Consider the following 17,976-nt stretch of genomic DNA (forward strand, 5'->3'; position numbering starts at 1 on the left):
CCGGAGGGGTTCGTTTTCCATCCTCACCCGTGCCGGGGTCATTCGCCCGCGGTCGGGTCCGGGCACTCCGCACGAGGGGCAAGATGGAAGACGTGCGCCTCATCGACCGCCTGCCCGCCGCCCCCGACCCCGACGCCGTCTTCGACGCCTTCAACGCGTGGGTCGGCGAGCGTGGCATCACGCTGTACCCGGCGCAGGAGGAGGCGCTCATCGAGGTCGTCTCCGGCTCGAACGTCATCCTCAACACCCCGACCGGCTCCGGCAAGAGCCTGGTCGCGGCGGGCGCGCACTTCGCGGCGCTGGCCCGCGACGAGGTCACCTTCTACACCGCGCCGATCAAGGCGCTGGTCTCGGAGAAGTTCTTCGACCTGATCGCCATGTTCGGCAGCGAGAACGTCGGCATGATGACCGGCGACGCGAGCGTCAACGCCGACGCCCCGATCATCTGCTGCACCGCCGAGGTGCTGGCGAGCATCGCGCTGCGCGACGGCGCCGACGCCGACATCGGCCAGGTCGTGATGGATGAGTTCCACTTCTACGCCGAGCCGGACCGCGGCTGGGCGTGGCAGATCCCGCTGCTCGAGCTCCCGCAGGCGCAGTTCCTGCTGATGTCGGCGACGCTGGGCGACGTCTCGCGCTTCGAGGAGGACCTGACCCGCCGTACGGGACGGCCGACCGCCGTGGTCACCTCGGTGACGCGGCCGGTGCCGCTCAAGTACGAATACCGGGTCACGCCGCTGCACGAGACGATCGAGGAGCTGCTGGAGGACCAGAAGGCCCCGATCTACATCGTCCACTTCACCCAGGCCGCGGCGGCCGAGCGCGCCCAGGCGCTGACCAGCATCAACGTCTGCTCACGCGCGGAGAAGGACGAGATCGCGGCGCTGATCGGCAACTTCCGGTTCACCACGAAGTTCGGCCAGACGCTGTCCCGGCTCGTACGCCACGGCATCGGCATCCACCACGCCGGGATGCTGCCGAAGTACCGCCGCCTGGTCGAACGCCTCGCCCAGGCCGGGCTGCTCAAGGTCATCTGCGGCACCGACACGCTCGGCGTGGGCGTCAACGTTCCCATCCGTACGGTGCTGTTCACGGCGCTGAGCAAGTACGACGGCAGCCGGGTGCGCCGCCTGCGGGCGCGGGAGTTCCACCAGATCGCCGGGCGGGCCGGGCGGGCCGGGTTCGACGTCGTCGGATTCGTCGTCGTGCAGGCGCCCGAGCACGTCGTGGAGAACGAGAAGGCCCTCGCGAAGGCGGGCGACGACCCGAAGAAGCGGCGCAAGGTCGTGCGCAAGAAGGCGCCCGAGGGGTTCGTGAGCTGGGACGAGGAGGTGTTCAACAAGCTCATCGCCGCCGAGCCCGAGCCGCTGCAGTCGCGTTTCCAGGTCAGCCACGCGATGCTGCTCAGCGTCATCGGCCGGCCCGGCAACGCCTTCCAGGCGATGAAGAAGCTGCTCACCGACAACCACGAGGACCGCGCCCGGCAGCGCAAGCACATCTCCCAGGCGATCGCGATCTACCGCAGCCTGCTGGCCGGCGGGGTCGTGGAGCAGCTGGAGGAGCCCGACGCCGAGGGCCGGTACGCCCGCCTGACCGTCGACCTGCAGGAGGACTTCGCGCTCAACCAGCCGCTGTCGACGTTCGCGCTGGCGGCGTTCGAGCTGCTCGACCCGGCATCGCCGTCGTACGCGCTGGACGTGCTGTCGGTGATCGAGTCGATCCTGGAGAACCCGCGCCAGATCCTCGCCGCCCAGGAGAACAAGGCCAAGGCCGAGGCGGTCGCGCAGATGAAGGCCGACGGCGTGGAGTACGAGGAGCGGATGGAGCTCCTCCAGGACATCACCTATCCCAAGCCGCTGGAGGACACGCTCTACGGCGCGTACGACGTCTACCGCCGCGGGCACCCCTGGGTGGCCGACCACCCGCTCCAGCCCAAGTCGGTCGTACGCGACATGTACGAGCAGGCGATGACCTTCACCGAGTACGTCGCCAACTACCAGCTCGCCCGCGCCGAGGGCATCGTGCTGCGCTACCTCGCGAGCGCGTACAAGGCGCTCCAGCAGACCGTGCCCGACTCGGTGAAGACCGAGGACCTGCACGACCTGATCGAGTGGCTCGGCGAGCTGGTCCGCCAGGTCGACTCCAGCCTCCTGGATGAGTGGGAGCAGCTCCAGAACCCCTCGGCGGAGCCGTCCCAGGAGCGGATCGAGGAGACGCCCAACGTCGTCACCGCGAACGAGCGCGCGTTCCGCGTGCTGGTCCGCAACGCGATGTTCCGCCGGGTCGAGCTCGCCGCGCTGGAGCGCTACGACGACCTGGGCGAGCTGGACGCCGCGGACGGCTGGGACGCCGACCGCTGGGCCGACGCGCTGGACGCCTACTTCGAGGAGCACGAGGAGATCCAGACCGGCCCCGACGCCCGCGGTCCGAAGCTGCTGCAGATCGAGCAGGAGACCGAGCTCTGGCGGGTGCGCCAGGTGTTCGACGACCCGGCGGGCCACCGCGACTGGGGCATCAGCGCCGAGGTCGACCTGCGCGCCTCCGATGAGGAGGGCCGCGCCGTCATCCACGTCACGTCGGTCGACCGCCTCTGACCCAACCGGCGAAGGGAACCTGATGCGTTTCCTGCCACCTCACCGACCCGGCCCGGGCACTACGCCTGGCGCGACTCGTGCCAGCACGTTGCTCGGCGAGTCCAGCCACACCGCCTGGCCGTCTGGTGAGACCGTCAGCCCGAACCTGTCACGTTCCGGCCGCCCCCAGCCGTTCCAACGCCAGTAGGCGGCCTCGACCTCGTCCCACAGACGCCGGTCCCCATACTGCTCCACCACGAACTCGGCTTGTCCGGGAACGTAGTCCACAGACGCCCACGACCCCCGCTTCGTCTCCCGCTCAAGCACCCAGAACGTCGCCTCGCCCGTGTCGCCGTCCTCGTCGAAGTACAGACGGGTCTGCACGCCGGGCACCTGCGCGGCGACAGCGAGATCTGCCGCGTCCGAGTCCGCGACCAGCCGCCGTGGATCCAGCCTGGTCACCGTCTCGTCCGGTGTGCCGTGAACGAAGTCGAACGCCGCCCCGAGCACCGGCCGTTGCGCGCGCATGAACATGTAGCCGGCGCGGCCGGGGAACCCGCCCACCGCCGACCCGTCCGGCATCACATGCAGCCGGGTCTGCCAGCCGTACCCATAACCCGGTGACCACGGCAACACGATGATCCCGCCCGGACGGGTCTGTTGCACCCAGGAGTACGGGATGTCCGCGACCGCACACGCCACGTGCACCCGGTCGAACGGTGCCGCCTCCGTGCACCCGACCGCGCCATCACCGACGACCAGCCGCGGTTCGAACCCCGCTGCGGCGAGATTCTTCGCCGCCTGCTCCGACAGGCCCTGGTCGATCTCGACACTCGTGACGTTCACATCGCCGACCCGCCACGACAGCAGTCCCGCCGTCCACCCGGTGCCCGTACCGACTTCCAGCACCCGGTCATGGTCTTCCAGCCGGAGCTCCTCAAGGAACACGCATACGACACCGGGCGCCGAACAGGACGACGACGCGAGCCCCTCTCCGGTCGTGACATCGCCGGCGCCGTCATTCATCTGGGTGATCAGAGAGGCGTCCGAGTAGACCGCACTCCACCAGCGGTCCTCCCCCGTAGCCCGGTTGACCGGGTAGCCGTCCGCAGGGCCGTCAGGGTTCACCCACGCGACCGGTGGTGCGAACAGGTGCCGCGGAACAGCGTGCAGTGCCCGCCGCCACACAGGATCGTTCAACTCGCCCTGCGCCGCGAGCCGGGCGGCGAGACGGTCCGCCAGCACGTCCGGATCGGTCACGGTTACTTGCGGCCGTCGCTGGAGTTGCCATTCGTCTTGTTGTCACCCGACCCGCGAGATCCGCCCTGCGGCTTCGCACCGTCCGTTGGGGTCTTGTTGTCGCTGTTACCGCCGCCGTGGTCCCCCATGGTGCCCTCCATGACCATTTCGGTGAGCACCACGGTAGCGACGCAGGAAGATCGTCGGCTGTATCCGCGCGGTCACGTCGAAGTAACGGCGCTTACTCGCGTGGCGTCGCGAGAAGGCACGATCCTTGTCGCGGGACAACGGGTGGCGAGGACTCCTCGCCCGGCGACGGCGGGTGGCGGGGCGGCTCGGGAAGACGGGCACCGAATGTCGTGGATCTCACGGATGGCGCTCGATCCGTAAATCCCTATTCTCGGGAAATAATCATGTTTTGGCTTCCCCCTGAGGAACGGGTATGCACGGGCTTCGCTTCGCGGTTCTGGGCCCGGTCCGCGCATGGCGTGACGACACCGAACTCGATCTCGGTACGCCCCAGCAGCGGGCCGTGCTGGCCGTGCTCCTGCTGCGGCGTGGCCGTACGGCGACCGCCGAGGAGCTGGTCGACGCGTTGTGGGGCGAGGAGCCGCCGGTACGCGCGATGACCGCCCTGCGCACGTACGCCTCGCGACTGCGGGCCGTGCTGGAGCCCGAGCGCGCGGCGCGGCAGAAGGCGACCGTGATGGTCTCGGAGGCCGGCGGGTACGCGCTGCGGGTGCCGCGGGCCGCGCTCGACCTCAGCGTGTTCGAGGATGGGCTGGCCGACGCCGACGAGGCGCGGCGCGCGGGTGACCTCGCCGGCGCCGCCGCCGCTCTGCGCTCGGCACTGGAGGTCTGGGACGGCGAGCCGCTGTGCGGCATCCACGGCGACTGGGCCGAGGCGCAGCGCGTGCACCTGGAGGAGCAGCGGCTCACCGCGCTGGAGACCCGGTACGCCATCGACCTGGAGAGTGGCCGCGCCGCGGAGTCGGTGGCCGACCTGACCGAGCTGACCAACGCCCACCCGCTGCGCGAGCGGCTGCGCGGGCTGCTCATGCTCGCGCTGTACCGGTGCGGGCGGCAGGCCGAGGCGCTCGCGGTGTACGCCGACACGCGCCGGGTGCTCGTCGAGGAGCTGGGCATCGACCCCGGACCCGAGCTGGCCGAGCTGCACGCGAAGGTCCTCGCCGGCGACGCCTCCCTGGCCGGCAGGCCGCCCGAGCCCGTACGCCCGGCGGAGCCCGCGCGTCCGCTGCCGGTGCCCGCGCAGCTCCCGGCGGACGTCGCCGACTTCACCGGACGCTCGGCCATCGTGGCCGAGCTGACCGGCGTGCTCGCCGAGGCGGACCGTACCGCGATGCCGGTCGTGGCGGTGGCCGGCATCGGCGGGATCGGCAAGACGACCCTCGCGGTCCACGTCGGGCACGCGGTACGGCCGCACTACCCCGACGGCCAGCTGTTCGCCGAGCTGCGCGGAGCGGGACCCGACCCGGCCGGGCCCGCGGCGGTGCTCGGCGCGTTCCTGCGCGCGCTCGGCACCCCCGACAAGGACGTGCCCACCGGGCTGGAGGAGCGGGCGGCGCTCCTGCGCAGCCGCCTGGCCGACCGGCGGATGCTCGTGGTGCTGGACGACGCGCGCGACGTCGACCAGGTACGCCCGCTGTTGCCCGGCTCGGCGGGCTGTGCGGTGATCGTGACCAGCCGGTCGCGGCTCGCCGGCGTGCCCGCCGCCCGTACGGTCGACCTGGACGGCCTGGTCACCGACGAGGCCATCGCGCTGTTCGGCCGCATCGCCGGTGAGCAGCGGGTCGAGGACGAGCGGGAGATCGCGGCCGAGGTCGCGGCGGCCTGCGGGCACCTGCCCCTCGCCGTACGCATCGTGGGCTCGCGGCTGGCGTCGCGGCGGAGCTGGTCGATGGCGACGATCGCCGAACGCCTCACGGACGAGAGGCGGCGGCTCGACGAGATGCGGGTCGGCAACCACACCGTCTCGGCGACGTTCGAGCTCGGCTACGGCCAGCTGTACGACGAGCAGGCGCGGGCGTTCCGGCTGCTGGCCCTGCCGGACGTGCACGACGTACCCCTGCACGCGGCGGCGGCCGTCCTCGGCCTGCCCGCGCCGGCCACCGAGGACCTGCTGGAGTCGCTGGTCGACGCGAGCCTGCTGGAAACCCCCGCGCCGGGCCGCTACCGCTACCACGACCTGCTGCGGCTCTTCGCCCGCCGCCAGGCCGAGAAGTACGACTCGGAGGTCGCGCGGGCCCAGGTGCCGCACCGGATGCTCGACTTCTACTTCGCCTCCGCCCGCAACGCCTACCTGGCCGCCGAGTCCGCCGACGGCGGCCGGCTGAGCACCCCGGAGACCCGCGGTATCGAGTTCGCCACGGCCGAGGAGGCGCTGGCCTGGCTCGGCGGCGAGACCGCGAACCTCTGCGCGGTGATCGCCGAGTCGACTCGCGGCGGCGCCCCCGACCTGGCGGTCGCAGCCGACCTGCTGCTCAGCCTCGAACCGCTCATCATGTCCGGCACCCACCTGTGGGAGTTCGAGCAGACGGCGCGGCTCGTGGTCACCGCCGCGCTGGAGAAGAACGACGCTCGCACCCGCGGCCGGGCCGGCTACCTGCTCGGCCTCATCCTCCACGTCGCGTTCCGGCTGGACGAGGCCGAGGCCAGCCTCCGTACGACGGTCGAGCTGGCCGAGGCCTCCGGCGACGACCACGTACGCGCCGAGGCTCTCAACGGGGTCGGCGTCGTCACCTTCGAGCACCGGCGGTACGAGGACGCGTTCGCGTTCTTCGAGCGCGCGGCCGGCGTCTTCGCCGAGCTGGGCTCCCCCGAGGGCGAGGCCAACTGCCTCAGCAACATGGCGCGCGCCGCCGCCGAGCTGCACCGCGACAAGGAGGCACTCGACGCGGCGGAGCGGAGCCTGGAGCTGTTCCGCGCGCAGGGCAGCGCGATGGGCGCGGCCAAGGCGATGCAGTACCTGGGGACGATCCTCGACGGCATGGGGCGGCCCGACGACGCGATCCCGTACTACCTCGACTGCCTGGCCGTCTTCCGCTCCACCGGGCAGCGCCTGCGCGAGCACCACACGCTGTACCGGCTGGCCGAGAGCCACCTTCGGGCCGGCCGCCCCGCCGAGGCGGTCGCCCAGGCCGAGGAGGCCCTCGCGATCGCCCGCGAGATCGGCCAGCGGTTCGGCGAGGGGCGCGCCCTCGACGTCCTCGGCCGGGCGCTCACCGCCGACGGCCGCCCGGACGACGGGCGTGCCTGCTGGGAGCAGGCGCTCGCGGTGTTGCAGGCCCTGGGAGCCCCGGCCGCCGAAGACGTACGCGCCCTGCTCGACCGCGCGCCCGCACCACGTTGATCAGATGTTGATCCGGCGTCACTAGGCTCCCCGCCATCACTCGCGAAGAAAGGTGCGGAACGATGGCCGACCAGCCCGAGACCACCGACGAGACGACACCGACGAACGACGACAACGACCACCTCGTCCACCCGGACGGCATGAACCCGCACATCGTGCCGGAGAACACGTCCGACGAGGACGACTCCGTCCACACGGACAGCATGAACCCGCACGTCGCGCCCGAGCAGGCGTCCGGCGAGTAGCGGGACGCCGCGAAAGCGGGCGTGTCCTCCCGGAACAGCCCACATCCGGGAGGACACCTCCGTTCCTCACCCGGGCGGCATCTGTGCAAAAGTGATCACATGTTCGAACAGACATGTGCGGACCTGACGCGTGCCGCGATCGAGCAGGATCAGGCGGCGTTCGGCGGCCTCCTCCAGGCGGTGCAAGGTGCGGCCGGCACGGTGCCCCAGGCGGAGCTCACCGCGGGCGCGCGGCAGCTCGCCCAGGGCATCGAGCGGGCATCACTGGACCAGGCCGCCTGGCTCGCGCTGATGAGCGGGGCCCTGGTGGAGAACGGAGCCGACGCGCAGGCGCCGGGAGTCGCGGTGATCGGCCGCCTGCCCGACGTGACGACCGGCGCGCTCGCCTTCGCCGACGCCTGGGAGAAGGCCGGACGCGGCGAGCCGCCGGATCCGGAGCGGCACGAGCCGTCCCGGGAGATCTGGGAGGCCGTACGGCCCGCGCTCGGCGAGGGCGCCGGACCGGCCATGGAGGCGTGGTGGTCGCTGCCCAGGTTCGGGATGGCGGCGTTCACGGTTCTGACGTTCTCTCCCCTGGTGCGGGCCTCGGTGCCGGACCGGGAGTCGCTCGCGGCCGTGGTGGACCGCGCGGCCGGCCACTGCGAACAGCTCTCGTGGGTCGGCGACCTCCTGCGGATCCTGGAGGGCGAGCGGCTGCTCGTGCTCGACCGCGCCAGCGGCCGTGGCTGGACGGTCGTCATCGGCGGGATCGGCGACAACTTCCAGCTCCACACGCTGCTCGCGGGCGAACTCATCCGGCCGGGCGGGCTGCCCGGCGAACCCCCCGACCCGCGCTGGGTGGCCTCCTCCCGCGACCAGGACGTGCCGCCCGGCACTCCGCCGGTGGTCGGCCAGTGGAACCTCGTGGACGCGAACGGCGAGTGGATCTGGAACGAGGGCGTTCCGGCCGACATCCCCCAGGTCGGCGGCACACGCGTCGTGGTGCTCGACCCGCCCGCGTACCAGCGGTCGTGGAATCCGGGGCGTCGCTTCCCGATGGTGCCCGCGTCGATCTCGATCGAGGCCGCGTACGGCCCGGCCGACCTGCACGACTGGTGGCAGCGGATCAAACCGGCGACGGCGCGCCCGGCGAGCTGACCGCGTCCGGCCGATCGGGCGCGCCCACCGTACCCGACCGGCCGTTCTCCAGCGCGTCCAGAAATTTCTTGGCCCACAGGTCGACGTCGTGTTCGATCACCCGCCTGCGCATCGAGCGCATGCGGCGGGCGCGTTCCGCCGGGCTCGCGTGCATGGCCTCCCACATGCGGTTCTTCGTGCCGCCGATGTCGTACGGGTTGACCAGGAAGGCGCGGTGCAGCTCCTGGGCCGCGCCGGCGAACTCGCTGAGCAGCAGGGCGCCCCGCAGGTCGGACCGGCAGGCGACGTACTCCTTGGCCACGAGGTTCATGCCGTCGCGCAGCGGCGTCACCACCATCACGTCCGCCGCCAGGTAGAGCGCGGCCAGCTCCTCGCGGGTGTAGGACGTGTGCATGTAGTTGATGATCGGCGCGCCCAGCTCGGCGTACAGGCCGTTGGCGCGGCCGACCTGGAGCTCGATCTCGTCGCGCAGGATGCGGTACTCCTTGACGCGTTCCCGGCTCGGCGTCGCGACCTGGACGAACACCGCGTCGCCGCTCTTGAGCCGCTCGTCCTCGAACAGCTCGATGAACGCTTCGAGCCGCTGCTGGATGCCCTTGGTGTAGTCGAGGCGGTCGACGCCCAGCAGCACCGACGCCGGGTTGCCGAGGTCCTCGCGGATCTGCGCCGCGCGGTTCTGCACCTTCGGGTCGGCGGCCAGGGTGATGAGCTCGTTCGCGTCCACCGAGATGGGAAAGTGGTCGGCGCGTACGGTGCGGTCCGCGACCATCACCTCGTGGCCCTGCGTCCGCAGGTCGCAGAAGCGCCGGCACAGCCGGACGAAGTTGGACGCCGCGTCGCGGCTCTGGAATCCGACGAGGTCGGCGCCCAGCAGACCGTACAGGATGTCACGTCGCCAGGGCAGCTGCTGGAACAGCTCCATCGGCGGGAACGGGATGTGCAGGAAGAAGCCGATGCGCAGGTCGGGGCGGAGCTCGCGCAGCATCTGGGGGACGAGCTGGAGCTGGTAGTCCTGCACCCAGACGATCGCGCCCTCGGCCGCGACCTCGGCGGCGGCGCGGGCGAACCTCCGGTTGACCCGCTCGTAGACCTCCCACAGGCTCCGCCGGTAGACCGGCTGGGCGATCACGTCGTGGTACAGCGGCCAGAGGGTCGCGTTGGAGAATCCCTCGTAGTAGTACTCGACGTCCCGGGCCGACAGGCGCACGGGAATCAGCGACAGACCTTCGGCCTCGAACGGCTCGAGTTCCTCATCCGGCGAGCCCGGCCAGCCCACCCACGCTCCCTGACGACGCTGCATGACCGGGACGATGGCGGTGACCAGCCCGCCAGGGCTGCGCCGCCACGACGCCTCGCCGTCACCGTCGGTGACCCGATCGACCGGCAGACGGTTGGCGACAACGACGAACTCACTCTTCTTGGACACATCCACGCCTCATACTTCCCCCAAATATCGGGTCTTGACCCTAATGGGCGATTTATGTGGCGATGGTCATGTCGACGCCCTCCTGCCGCCATCGACGCGTCACTCGACGGTCACGGACGGCAGGATCCGCGCGCGGTCCCGGCTCAGGACCCGTCGATCAGCTCGGTCAGCCTCCTCGGCTCGAACGTGATCTGGTCGAAGGTCGCCGAACAGCCGTCCCCGACGGGCGACTGGGCGAAGAAGCCGTACGAGGGGGCACCGGAGGCGTACAGGGCGAAGTGACGGATCAGCCGCCAGTAGCGCCCGTCGAGCGAGGCGTGGAAGGCGTACGCGGAGTCGACGCGGGCGACGCGGAGCCAGACGTGCCCGCCGGTCACCACGAAGCCGCTGGCGCGGTCGGAGGCGCCGCGGGTGACGACCGAGACGGTCTCGGGCTCGCTCTGCGCGGACATCTCCAGGCCCAGCTTGGCCCACGCGCGGTCGTTGAGCCACACGAGCAGCCCGCCGGCGTCGTGCGGACGGCCGTGGTTCACCGTCACGCGGGCGCTGAGCAGGAAGTCGCCCTGCGCGTGTGCGAACAGGCGCGGCGCGTCGAGCGCCTCCGCGGTGCGCTGCGGGCTGATGAACAGGTCCGTACCGGGTCTGGCGTCGATCACGAGACCGTCGTCCTGCTGGAGGTAGGAGCCCGCGGCCCCTCCGCCCCACCGCAGTGACACGGGAACGCGCGGAAGTCCGACCTGCTCCGCTGCCTGCGTCACGCCCGTCTCCTTCACGTCCGTGGAACGACGTCCGGGAACGCTCCAAAAATACGGTGCAAACAGGCAGTTCGTACATAGTGAACTCGTGGTGAGCCGCGCCGGTTTCTCGCATCAGGGGCCGGACCGGGCATACCGCCGCAGCGGCTAGTGCTGCGGCAGGCAATGTTTGCTTTGTGGTGTGTGCGTCGGAACCGGTTGGGGGAGCGCGGGGCTTGTCCCGGGGGCTTGGCCGCCGTGTGTCTTGGTCTGGAGCGGTGTCGATCAGATGTTGCGGGTTGGGGGACCGAAGTTTGTCGTAGGTACTTGCTGTAATCGCCTGGTGCCTCGACGTGATGATGGTGGGCGGGTGGTCATGCGGACCGCCCGCATCGGTCTGCGGGTCTCGCCCGGGCAGCGGCGCCGGTGTTTCGCCTTGCTGGTCGCGGCCGGCGACGTGTGGGCGTGTGTGCTGGACATGAACCGGTGGCGGCGGCAACGAGGACTACGACCGATCGTGGGCTATCAGGCGTTGTGTCGGGAGTTGTCGGCGGCGGGTCCGGGCACGGTCGGGGAGTTGGACTCGGTCGGGGCACGGTCGGTGCTGCGGCGCTACAGCGACGCCTGGTTCGCCACCGCCAAACGCCGCAAAGACGGCGAAACGGCGGCGCGGTACCCGCGGCGGAAACGCCGGTTGATGCCGGTGCGTTACTATCACGGCACATTCACCCTCGATGGACGGCGGTTGCGGCTCCCGGTCGGTCGTGGGTGTGCGTCGTTGTGGGTGCGGTTGGCCCGGCCGGTCCCGTATGAGGCGGGACAGGTGCGGTCGGTGACGTTGGTGGCCGAGGGCGGCCGGTTGTTCGTCGACGTCACCGCCGAAATCCCCATCACCACCTATCCACCAGACCAGGAACCGGACCCACACCGTGTGGCGGGAGTCGACCCGGGAGTGATCCATCCGTTCGCGGTGGCGGGCCCGGACGGGGAAGGGCTGGTGGTGTCGGGACGGGCCATCCGCGCCGAAACCCACCTCCACCTGCGTGACACCAAACACCGGCAGCGCGCGATAGCACGGCGGGCACCTAAACCCGGACAGGCCGGGTCACGCCGATGGCGTAAGCAGCGAGCCCGGCAACGCAAGATCGAAGCCCGCCACAAACGTCGGGTCCGCCAAGCCCAGCACGAGGCCGCCCGTCAGGTCATCGACTGGGCGACCGCACGCCGGATCGGCACACTCGTGGTCGGCGACCCGCGCGGCGTCCTCGCTCTCAAAACCGGGCGAAGGCACAACCAGCGGATCCAGGCCTGGCGGATCGGGCACCTGCTCAAGTGTTTGACCGACAAGGCCGAACAAGCCGGAATCGACCTGGCACTGGTGGATGAACGGGGCACCTCCTCGACCTGCCCTGCCTGCCACCGGCGGGTTCCCAAACCTGCGAATCGGAACTTCACTCGTTGCGGGTTCAGTGGGCACCGCGACCTGGTCGGCGGCGCCAACATCGCCCGGCGCGGCCCGGGCGGCACCATCACCACCAACATGTTTCCGGTGGTGATCACGCACCGTCGAGCCGGACGGCACCTGCCCGGTGCCGGCCGCTCCCGGCGTGACCCCCGACGGTCCCTTCATCACGGCACCGCACCCGGGGTCCCATGGCCGGCCGTGGCCCGCCCCACACCACGTGGGGAGTCGCTCGCCCACCACAGCGAGGATCAGCCAATTTCACCTCCCCCACGAGGCAAACGTTGACTGACACGGCACTAGTCTTCGCTGATACGCGACGGGGCCGTGACCTGCGGTCCTCAGCGCGCCGACGACGGAGGGAGCGACGGCGTGGATCCTCGGATTCGCCGGGTACGGGAAGCCGATATCAAAGCCGTGGTGGAACTGGTGCACGCGCTGGCCGAATACGAGCGGATGTCCGACGAATGCACGATGACCCCGGCCCAGCTCCACGCCGCCCTGTTCGCCCCGGAACCCGCGCTGTTCGGGCACGTGGCGGAGGTGGACGGGGAGATCGTCGGCTTCACGCTGTGGTTCCTGAACTTCTCGACCTTCCACGGGGCGCACGGCATCTACCTGGAAGACCTGTTCGTCCGCCCGAACCACCGGGGTACGGGCCTCGGACGCGCCCTGCTGACGGCCCTGGCCGAGGAGTGCGTGACGAAGGGCTACTCCCGGCTGGAGTGGTCGGTCCTGGACTGGAACACACCCTCGATCGGCTTCTACGAGTCGCTGGGCGCCTCCCCGAGAGACGGCTGGACGGTGTACCGCCTGACCGGTGACGCCCTGACCGCCGCGGGCAAGGACGCATAAGCCGCACTTGTGGTGCGCGTCACATCGAGGAGGTGTCACGCCGGGCCCGAGCTGTTTGTCCCCTGAGCGTCACCGGCACCACGGTGACGTGAGCTCGGGAGGGAAGCAATGGAGCACGACCACCGCGTCGTCGTCCTCGGCGCCGGCTACACGGGCATGATGACCGCGATCCGCCTGGCCCACCGGACCCGGCGCGCTAATGTCCGAATCACCCTGGTCAACCCCTCGGCGCGGTTCACCGAGCGGCTGCGGATGCACGAGATCGCCGCCGGGCGGCAGCTGGCCGACCACCGGATCCCCGACCTGCTCGCCGGAACCGGCATCTCCTTCGTACGGGGCACGGCCACCGCCATCGACGCCGATGCCCGTACGGTGACGGTCGACGATGGTGCGGCGACACTGGACTACGACACCCTGGTGTACGCGCTGGGCAGCTCGGCCGACACCGGCCGGGTGCCGGGCGCCGGCGAGCACGCCTTCACGCTCAACAGCCCGCAGGCCGCCGTCCGCCTCGCCGGCCGGCTCAAGGAGATCGCCGCGACCGGCGGCACCGTCACGGTCTGCGGTGGCGGCCTGACCGGCGTGGAGGCGGCGACCGAGATCGCCGAGGCCCACCCCGGCCTGCACGTCACGCTGGTCGGCCTCGACGAACCGGGGGCGATGATGGGCGCCAAGGCCCGCGCCCACCTGCGCCGGGCGCTCGACCGCCTCGGCGTCACCGTCAAGGCGGGCGCGCGGGTCACCAAGGTGCTGCCCGACGCCGTCGAGCTGGAGACCGGGGAGCTCCTCCCCTCGGACGCGTGCCTGTGGACCGCGGGCGTCACCGTGTCCTCGCTCGCCGCCGACGCCGGGATCGGCGTGGACGACCGCGGCCTGGTCGTGGTCGACGCGACGCTGCGCTCGGTGTCGCACCCCGAGGTCCACGCCATCGGTGACGCCGCCGCGGTCCGGCTGGCCTGGGGGCGGATCCACGGCACCTGCCAGAGCGGCCTGCCCACCGCCCAGTACACCGCCGACACGATCGCGCGGCTGCTGCGCGGCAGGCGTGTCAGGCCGTTCCGGTTCGGCTACATCCATCAGCCCGTCAGCCTCGGCCGCCGTGACGCCGTCATCCAGTTCACCCACGCGGACGACACGCCGCGCCGGGCGTACCTCAAAGGCCGCGCCGCCGTCCTGTACAAGGAGACCGTCAGCAGCAGCCCGGTCAAGGTGTACCGGCTCAGCAAGCGCATGAACGTCACCGCGACGCTGTCCAAGGGCGGTCGCGCCACCCGCGAGCCCGCCGCGTGACGGGACGCCGCTTGAGAGTATGAGGCGATGACCGACACGACGCCTGATCCGTACCTCGAGCATCGGCGGCTGCTGTTCGCGACCGCCTACCGCATGCTGGGCAGCGTCGCCGACGCCGAGGACGTCCTCCAGGACGCGTGGCTGGCCTGGAACGCGACGGACCGCGCCACGGTCCGGAATCCGCGGGCCTACCTGGTGCGAGCGGTCACCAACCTGTCGCTGAACCGGCTCACCTCCTCCCAGGCGACCCGCGAGAAGTACGTCGGCCCGTGGCTGCCCGAACCGCTGCTCACCTCGCCCGACGCGGCCGTGGAGACCGAGGTCGCGGACACCGTCTCGACCGCGATGCTGGTCGTGCTGGAGACCCTCAGCCCGGTCGAACGCGCGGTCTTCGTGCTTCGCGAGGTCTTCGGCTACTCCCACGGTGAGATCGCCGACGTGCTGGACCGCCCGGAGCCGGCCGTCCGCCAGATCGCCCACCGTGCCCGCGAGCACGTCCAGGCCCGCCGCCCCCGCTTCGACGCCGACCCCGCCGAGCGGGAGAAGGTCACCGCGCGGTTCATCGCGGCGTGCGCGGGCGGCGACCTGAACGCGGTGATGGAGCTGCTCGCGCCGGACGTGACCGCCTGGACCGACGGTGGAGGCAAGGTCACCGCCGCCCGCCGCCCCCTGCACGGGGACAGCCAGGTCGCCCGCTGGATCCTCGGCGTGCTGGCCAAGCCCGAGTCGTCCGGCATCGTCCCGGAGCCCGCGGTCATCAACGGCGAGCTGGGCATCCTGTGCACGGTCGACGGCGTCCCCGTCGCCGTCCTCACGTACGGCATCGCCGACGGTCGCCTGCACGATCTCTGGTTCCAGGTCAATCCGGACAAGCTCCACGGGCTGCGCGCCGACAACGGTCCGGCCTGAAGGACGTGGGGCCGCGGCCGTTCAGACGGGTCGCGGCCGGTCAGACGCGGCCGGTCAGACCGGGTCGCCGGGAAGGCCGGCGAGGGACAGGCGTGGACCCAGCCACAGGTGGAAGGAGCCGGCCGCGTTGAGCCAGGCCGTCGTCGTGGCGGCGAACTGCTCGCTCGTCACGCCACCGCCGATGTGCATCGTCGCCTCGCTCACGATGATGACCGTGCCGTCGTCGTCGGTGGCGGTGTAGACCTTCAGGCCCACGGTGTCGCGGTTCCACTCGTCGAGGACGGCGCGCAGGGCGGGCTTGTCGTCCACGGTGAAGAAGCGGTCGTAGATGGTGCGGGCGGCGTAGACCTCGCCTTCCCCGTCGAAGGTGAAGAAGAGGCTGTAGCACTGCCAGCGCGTGGCGAGGCGGCCACGCGCGTCGCGCACGCTGGAGACTTGGAGTCGCTCGAGAATCCGCTCAATGCGGTCGAGATCGGGCCTGATCACGCCGGACTGGGGCGTTTCAGGCGTCGGACTCGGAGGGTCGGCTCCCACCCTTGTCACTCCCCTTCTGCTGACGGCAATGAGATTGTGCCGTACGTAAAGCAGTGTCGCGCCCGCGCTGCACTATCTGTGGAAAAGCCCCGGGCTATCTATCCGAAAATTCCGGGCGATCTGCCGTCACTCAGTACGAAGTATGTCGTTATAGCGACTAACTGGACATAATTCGCGATGTGCATTTATCGGGAGCTTCGCGAGTGGGGCGCGGGTCTGCGGGTGGCCGTCGCCCGAGGACGGCCGATGAGGGGATCGCGAATCCCGCGTCGAGCGCGAGACTCGGAGGCGATGGTACGCCCCGGTGGCGCCTGGAGCTCCGATCGTTGAGACCGGCCCTGCCCCAGCACGGGGCGTACCCCTAATTGGCTGTCATGCGCTACGGCACAGCAGGTCAGGCGTCCGCGGCGGCCAGCTCGATGCGCGCCACCTCGACGCAGTTGCCACCATTGCCGCTGCGGCTGCTCTTCTGCCATGTGATCATGGTCTCGACGCAGTTGCCGCCGTTGCCGCTGTGGCTGCTCTTGCGCCACGAGGACGCAGGCCGTGGGTTCGTCATGTCGCGAACACCCTTCTTATCGTGAGAGTTCCTTCACCTTCTCGCGAATCAACACCGCAGAGTCGCTGGTGTTGAACGCGGCCGAGCGGAGATGGTCGAAAATGAGGCGCCCTTGCTCTGTGTCGGCGGGCTTCTCCAGATAGACACACCCCACCAGGTGTTCGATGTATAGCAGGTCCGGATAGCCGTCGAAGGTCAATAGAACAAAAGGTCCATCAATCGCAGCATGAATTCCGGCCCGGTATGGGAGCACTTGGAGCGACACATTCCCGAGTTCACCGAGGTAGAGCAGGTGCTCCAACTGCTTGACCATCACCGAGTCGTCTTCGACGACACGGTGGAGGACGGCCTCGTCGATCACCGCCCACACGTGGAGCGGGTCCTTGGACTGGGTCACGCGCTTCTGCCGCGCCAGGCGTACCTCGACGCCGGCGTCGACCTCATCCTCGGGACGTGACTGGGCGCCGAGGAGGATCGCGCGGGCGTACTCGGCGCACTGGAGGATGCCGGGGATCACCTGAGCCTCGTAACCGCGGGAGGTGCGGGCCTCGGCCTCGAACGCCAGGAAGTCGATGAAGCCCTTCTTGACCTTGTCGCTGTACTCGCGCCACCAGTCGCGCTGGCGGGCGCTGCGGGCGAGCAGCACGAGTTGATCGCGCTTGTCGCCGTCGACGCCGTACGTCTCGCACAGCTCCATGACCTCGCCGGAGGTGATCCGCATCTTGGCGGTCTCCATGCGGCTGATTTTCGATTGCTCCCAGCTCATCTTCGCCGCTACCTGCTCGCCGGTCATTCCAGACTGTTCCCGCAGGTGACGAAGCTCTCGGGCGAGCTGACGCCCGCGGACCGTGGGGGTGTACGGCATTGCTTCCTCACATAATGCGCTGAATCACTTGCACTGGATCATCATTCTGGGCCAGAGTGTAATCGCACGACTACAGAACGCTTCAATATCCGCGTTATCCACCAGGGGCTGGGCGGGCCGGCGTGACCGTCCGGTGATCGGCAGCAGTCGACCACGCCGAGGCGCACCGGCGCAGCCCGCACACCGCGGCGAGGAGGGTCTCCCTCCGAGCCGCTCCGCGGAGCCGCGACCCTGGGCTCCGCTTGGGGAGAGCCGAGTCCAGGGTCGCGGTTCCCGACCAGACCGAGAAAGGGTCGCCATGGAGGAGTATCCGGACGATCGCGTACTCATATGGCGACGATCCTTTCCCGGCTTGGCCGAGCACGTCCGCCAAGCGCGCGAATTCGCCGGTTTTCTCCTGGCCGACCTACCGCGCGTGGACGACGTCATCCTGGTGGTCAGCGAGTTCGCCGCCAACGCCCTGCGCCACACGGCCTCGGCCCGGCCCGGGGGCCGCTACGTCGTGGAGGTCCGCCGCTGGCGCGACGGCGCGTCCGTGGCACTGACCGACGAGGGCAGCCACAAGGTGCCCCGCGTCCCCGACCTGGGCGACCTGGCCGAGTGCGGGCGCGGCCTGCAGACCGTCCAGGCCCTGGCCACCGAGTGGCACTGGACCGGCGACCGCCGGAGCCGCACCTTCACCGCCACCTTCCTCACCCACGCCGTGATGGTGACCTCGATCAGCCCGTCAGAGGCCTTCCACGACGACCTCCGTACGGCCGTCCTGTAGGCCCTGCGG

At 70.4% G+C, this 17,976-nt stretch carries 15 protein-coding genes; 9 read left to right on the forward strand and 6 right to left on the reverse strand.

What is annotated here, in order from left to right; translation table 11 throughout:
* The first annotated feature begins 83 nt into the window (after nucleotides 1-83).
* Complete coding sequence (locus tag OG417_RS00130) at nucleotides 84-2,594, forward strand: DEAD/DEAH box helicase (RefSeq protein ID WP_329247862.1); 2,511 nt, start codon at nucleotides 84-86, stop codon at nucleotides 2,592-2,594.
* Nucleotides 2,595-2,633: 39 nt separating this feature from the next.
* Here the strand turns inward: OG417_RS00130 and OG417_RS00135 are convergent, their stop codons facing one another.
* A complete protein-coding gene (locus OG417_RS00135; protein WP_329247865.1) occupies nucleotides 2,634-3,833 on the reverse strand; it encodes a methyltransferase domain-containing protein in 1,200 nt (399 codons plus the stop codon).
* 421 nt (nucleotides 3,834-4,254) lie between these two features.
* Here OG417_RS00135 and OG417_RS00140 point away from each other — a divergent pair, with 421 nt between their 5' ends.
* From OG417_RS00140 to OG417_RS00150, 3 genes are all read left to right on the forward strand, one after another.
* A complete protein-coding gene (locus OG417_RS00140; protein WP_329247868.1) occupies nucleotides 4,255-7,182 on the forward strand; it encodes an AfsR/SARP family transcriptional regulator in 2,928 nt (975 codons plus the stop codon).
* A 62-nt stretch (nucleotides 7,183-7,244) separates the two neighbouring features.
* Nucleotides 7,245-7,427 (forward strand): hypothetical protein, encoded by a 183-nt coding sequence (locus OG417_RS00145; protein ID WP_329247871.1) that lies wholly within the window; start codon nucleotides 7,245-7,247, stop codon nucleotides 7,425-7,427.
* A gap of 99 nt (nucleotides 7,428-7,526) precedes the next feature.
* Nucleotides 7,527-8,564, forward strand: coding sequence for a hypothetical protein (locus OG417_RS00150; protein ID WP_329247873.1), 1,038 nt, complete (start codon nucleotides 7,527-7,529; stop codon nucleotides 8,562-8,564).
* Here the strand turns inward: OG417_RS00150 and OG417_RS00155 are convergent.
* A complete protein-coding gene (locus OG417_RS00155; RefSeq protein ID WP_329247876.1) occupies nucleotides 8,533-9,990 on the reverse strand; it encodes an alpha,alpha-trehalose-phosphate synthase (UDP-forming) in 1,458 nt (485 codons plus the stop codon). The two genes, OG417_RS00150 and OG417_RS00155, sit on opposite strands and share 32 nt — an antisense overlap.
* 143 nt (nucleotides 9,991-10,133) lie before the next feature.
* Complete coding sequence (locus OG417_RS00160) at nucleotides 10,134-10,748, reverse strand: DUF1349 domain-containing protein (RefSeq protein ID WP_329247880.1); 615 nt, start codon at nucleotides 10,746-10,748, stop codon at nucleotides 10,134-10,136.
* Nucleotides 10,749-11,100: 352 nt separating this feature from the next.
* On the opposite strand from OG417_RS00160, the gene OG417_RS00165 reads away from it, so the two are divergent.
* From OG417_RS00165 to OG417_RS00180, 4 genes are all read left to right on the forward strand, one after another.
* Complete coding sequence (locus OG417_RS00165) at nucleotides 11,101-12,474, forward strand: RNA-guided endonuclease InsQ/TnpB family protein (protein WP_329262041.1); 1,374 nt, start codon at nucleotides 11,101-11,103, stop codon at nucleotides 12,472-12,474.
* 84 nt (nucleotides 12,475-12,558) lie between these two features.
* The gene (locus OG417_RS00170; protein WP_329247883.1) at nucleotides 12,559-13,041 is read left to right on the forward strand and encodes a GNAT family N-acetyltransferase; all 483 of its coding nucleotides are present in this window, start codon (nucleotides 12,559-12,561) and stop codon (nucleotides 13,039-13,041) included.
* A 108-nt stretch (nucleotides 13,042-13,149) separates the two neighbouring features.
* The gene (locus tag OG417_RS00175) at nucleotides 13,150-14,331 is read left to right on the forward strand and encodes an NAD(P)/FAD-dependent oxidoreductase (RefSeq protein ID WP_329247886.1); all 1,182 of its coding nucleotides are present in this window, start codon (nucleotides 13,150-13,152) and stop codon (nucleotides 14,329-14,331) included.
* Nucleotides 14,332-14,358: 27 nt separating this feature from the next.
* Entirely contained in the window at nucleotides 14,359-15,240 is an 882-nt protein-coding gene (locus OG417_RS00180) for an RNA polymerase sigma-70 factor (protein ID WP_329247889.1), read from the forward strand.
* Nucleotides 15,241-15,294: 54 nt separating this feature from the next.
* Here the strand turns inward: OG417_RS00180 and OG417_RS00185 are convergent, their stop codons facing one another.
* From OG417_RS00185 to OG417_RS00195, 3 genes are all read right to left on the reverse strand, one after another.
* Nucleotides 15,295-15,783, reverse strand: coding sequence for a YbjN domain-containing protein (locus OG417_RS00185; protein WP_329247892.1), 489 nt, complete (start codon nucleotides 15,781-15,783; stop codon nucleotides 15,295-15,297).
* A 385-nt stretch (nucleotides 15,784-16,168) separates the two neighbouring features.
* Nucleotides 16,169-16,333 (reverse strand): DUF397 domain-containing protein, encoded by a 165-nt coding sequence (locus OG417_RS00190; protein ID WP_329247894.1) that lies wholly within the window; start codon nucleotides 16,331-16,333, stop codon nucleotides 16,169-16,171.
* Between the two features lie 16 nt (nucleotides 16,334-16,349).
* Nucleotides 16,350-17,198 carry a helix-turn-helix domain-containing protein gene (locus tag OG417_RS00195; RefSeq protein ID WP_329247895.1) on the reverse strand — a complete coding sequence of 283 codons (849 nt, stop codon included), beginning with the start codon at nucleotides 17,196-17,198 and terminating at the stop codon, nucleotides 16,350-16,352.
* Nucleotides 17,199-17,550: 352 nt separating this feature from the next.
* On the opposite strand from OG417_RS00195, the gene OG417_RS00200 reads away from it, so the two are divergent.
* The gene (locus tag OG417_RS00200; protein WP_329247898.1) at nucleotides 17,551-17,967 is read left to right on the forward strand and encodes an ATP-binding protein; all 417 of its coding nucleotides are present in this window, start codon (nucleotides 17,551-17,553) and stop codon (nucleotides 17,965-17,967) included.
* Nucleotides 17,968-17,976 lie beyond the last annotated feature (9 nt).

The sequence above is a fragment of the Actinoallomurus sp. NBC_01490 genome, assembly GCF_036227085.1.
In the GTDB taxonomy this organism is placed as follows: Bacteria; Actinomycetota; Actinomycetes; order Streptosporangiales; family Streptosporangiaceae; genus Actinoallomurus; species Actinoallomurus oryzae.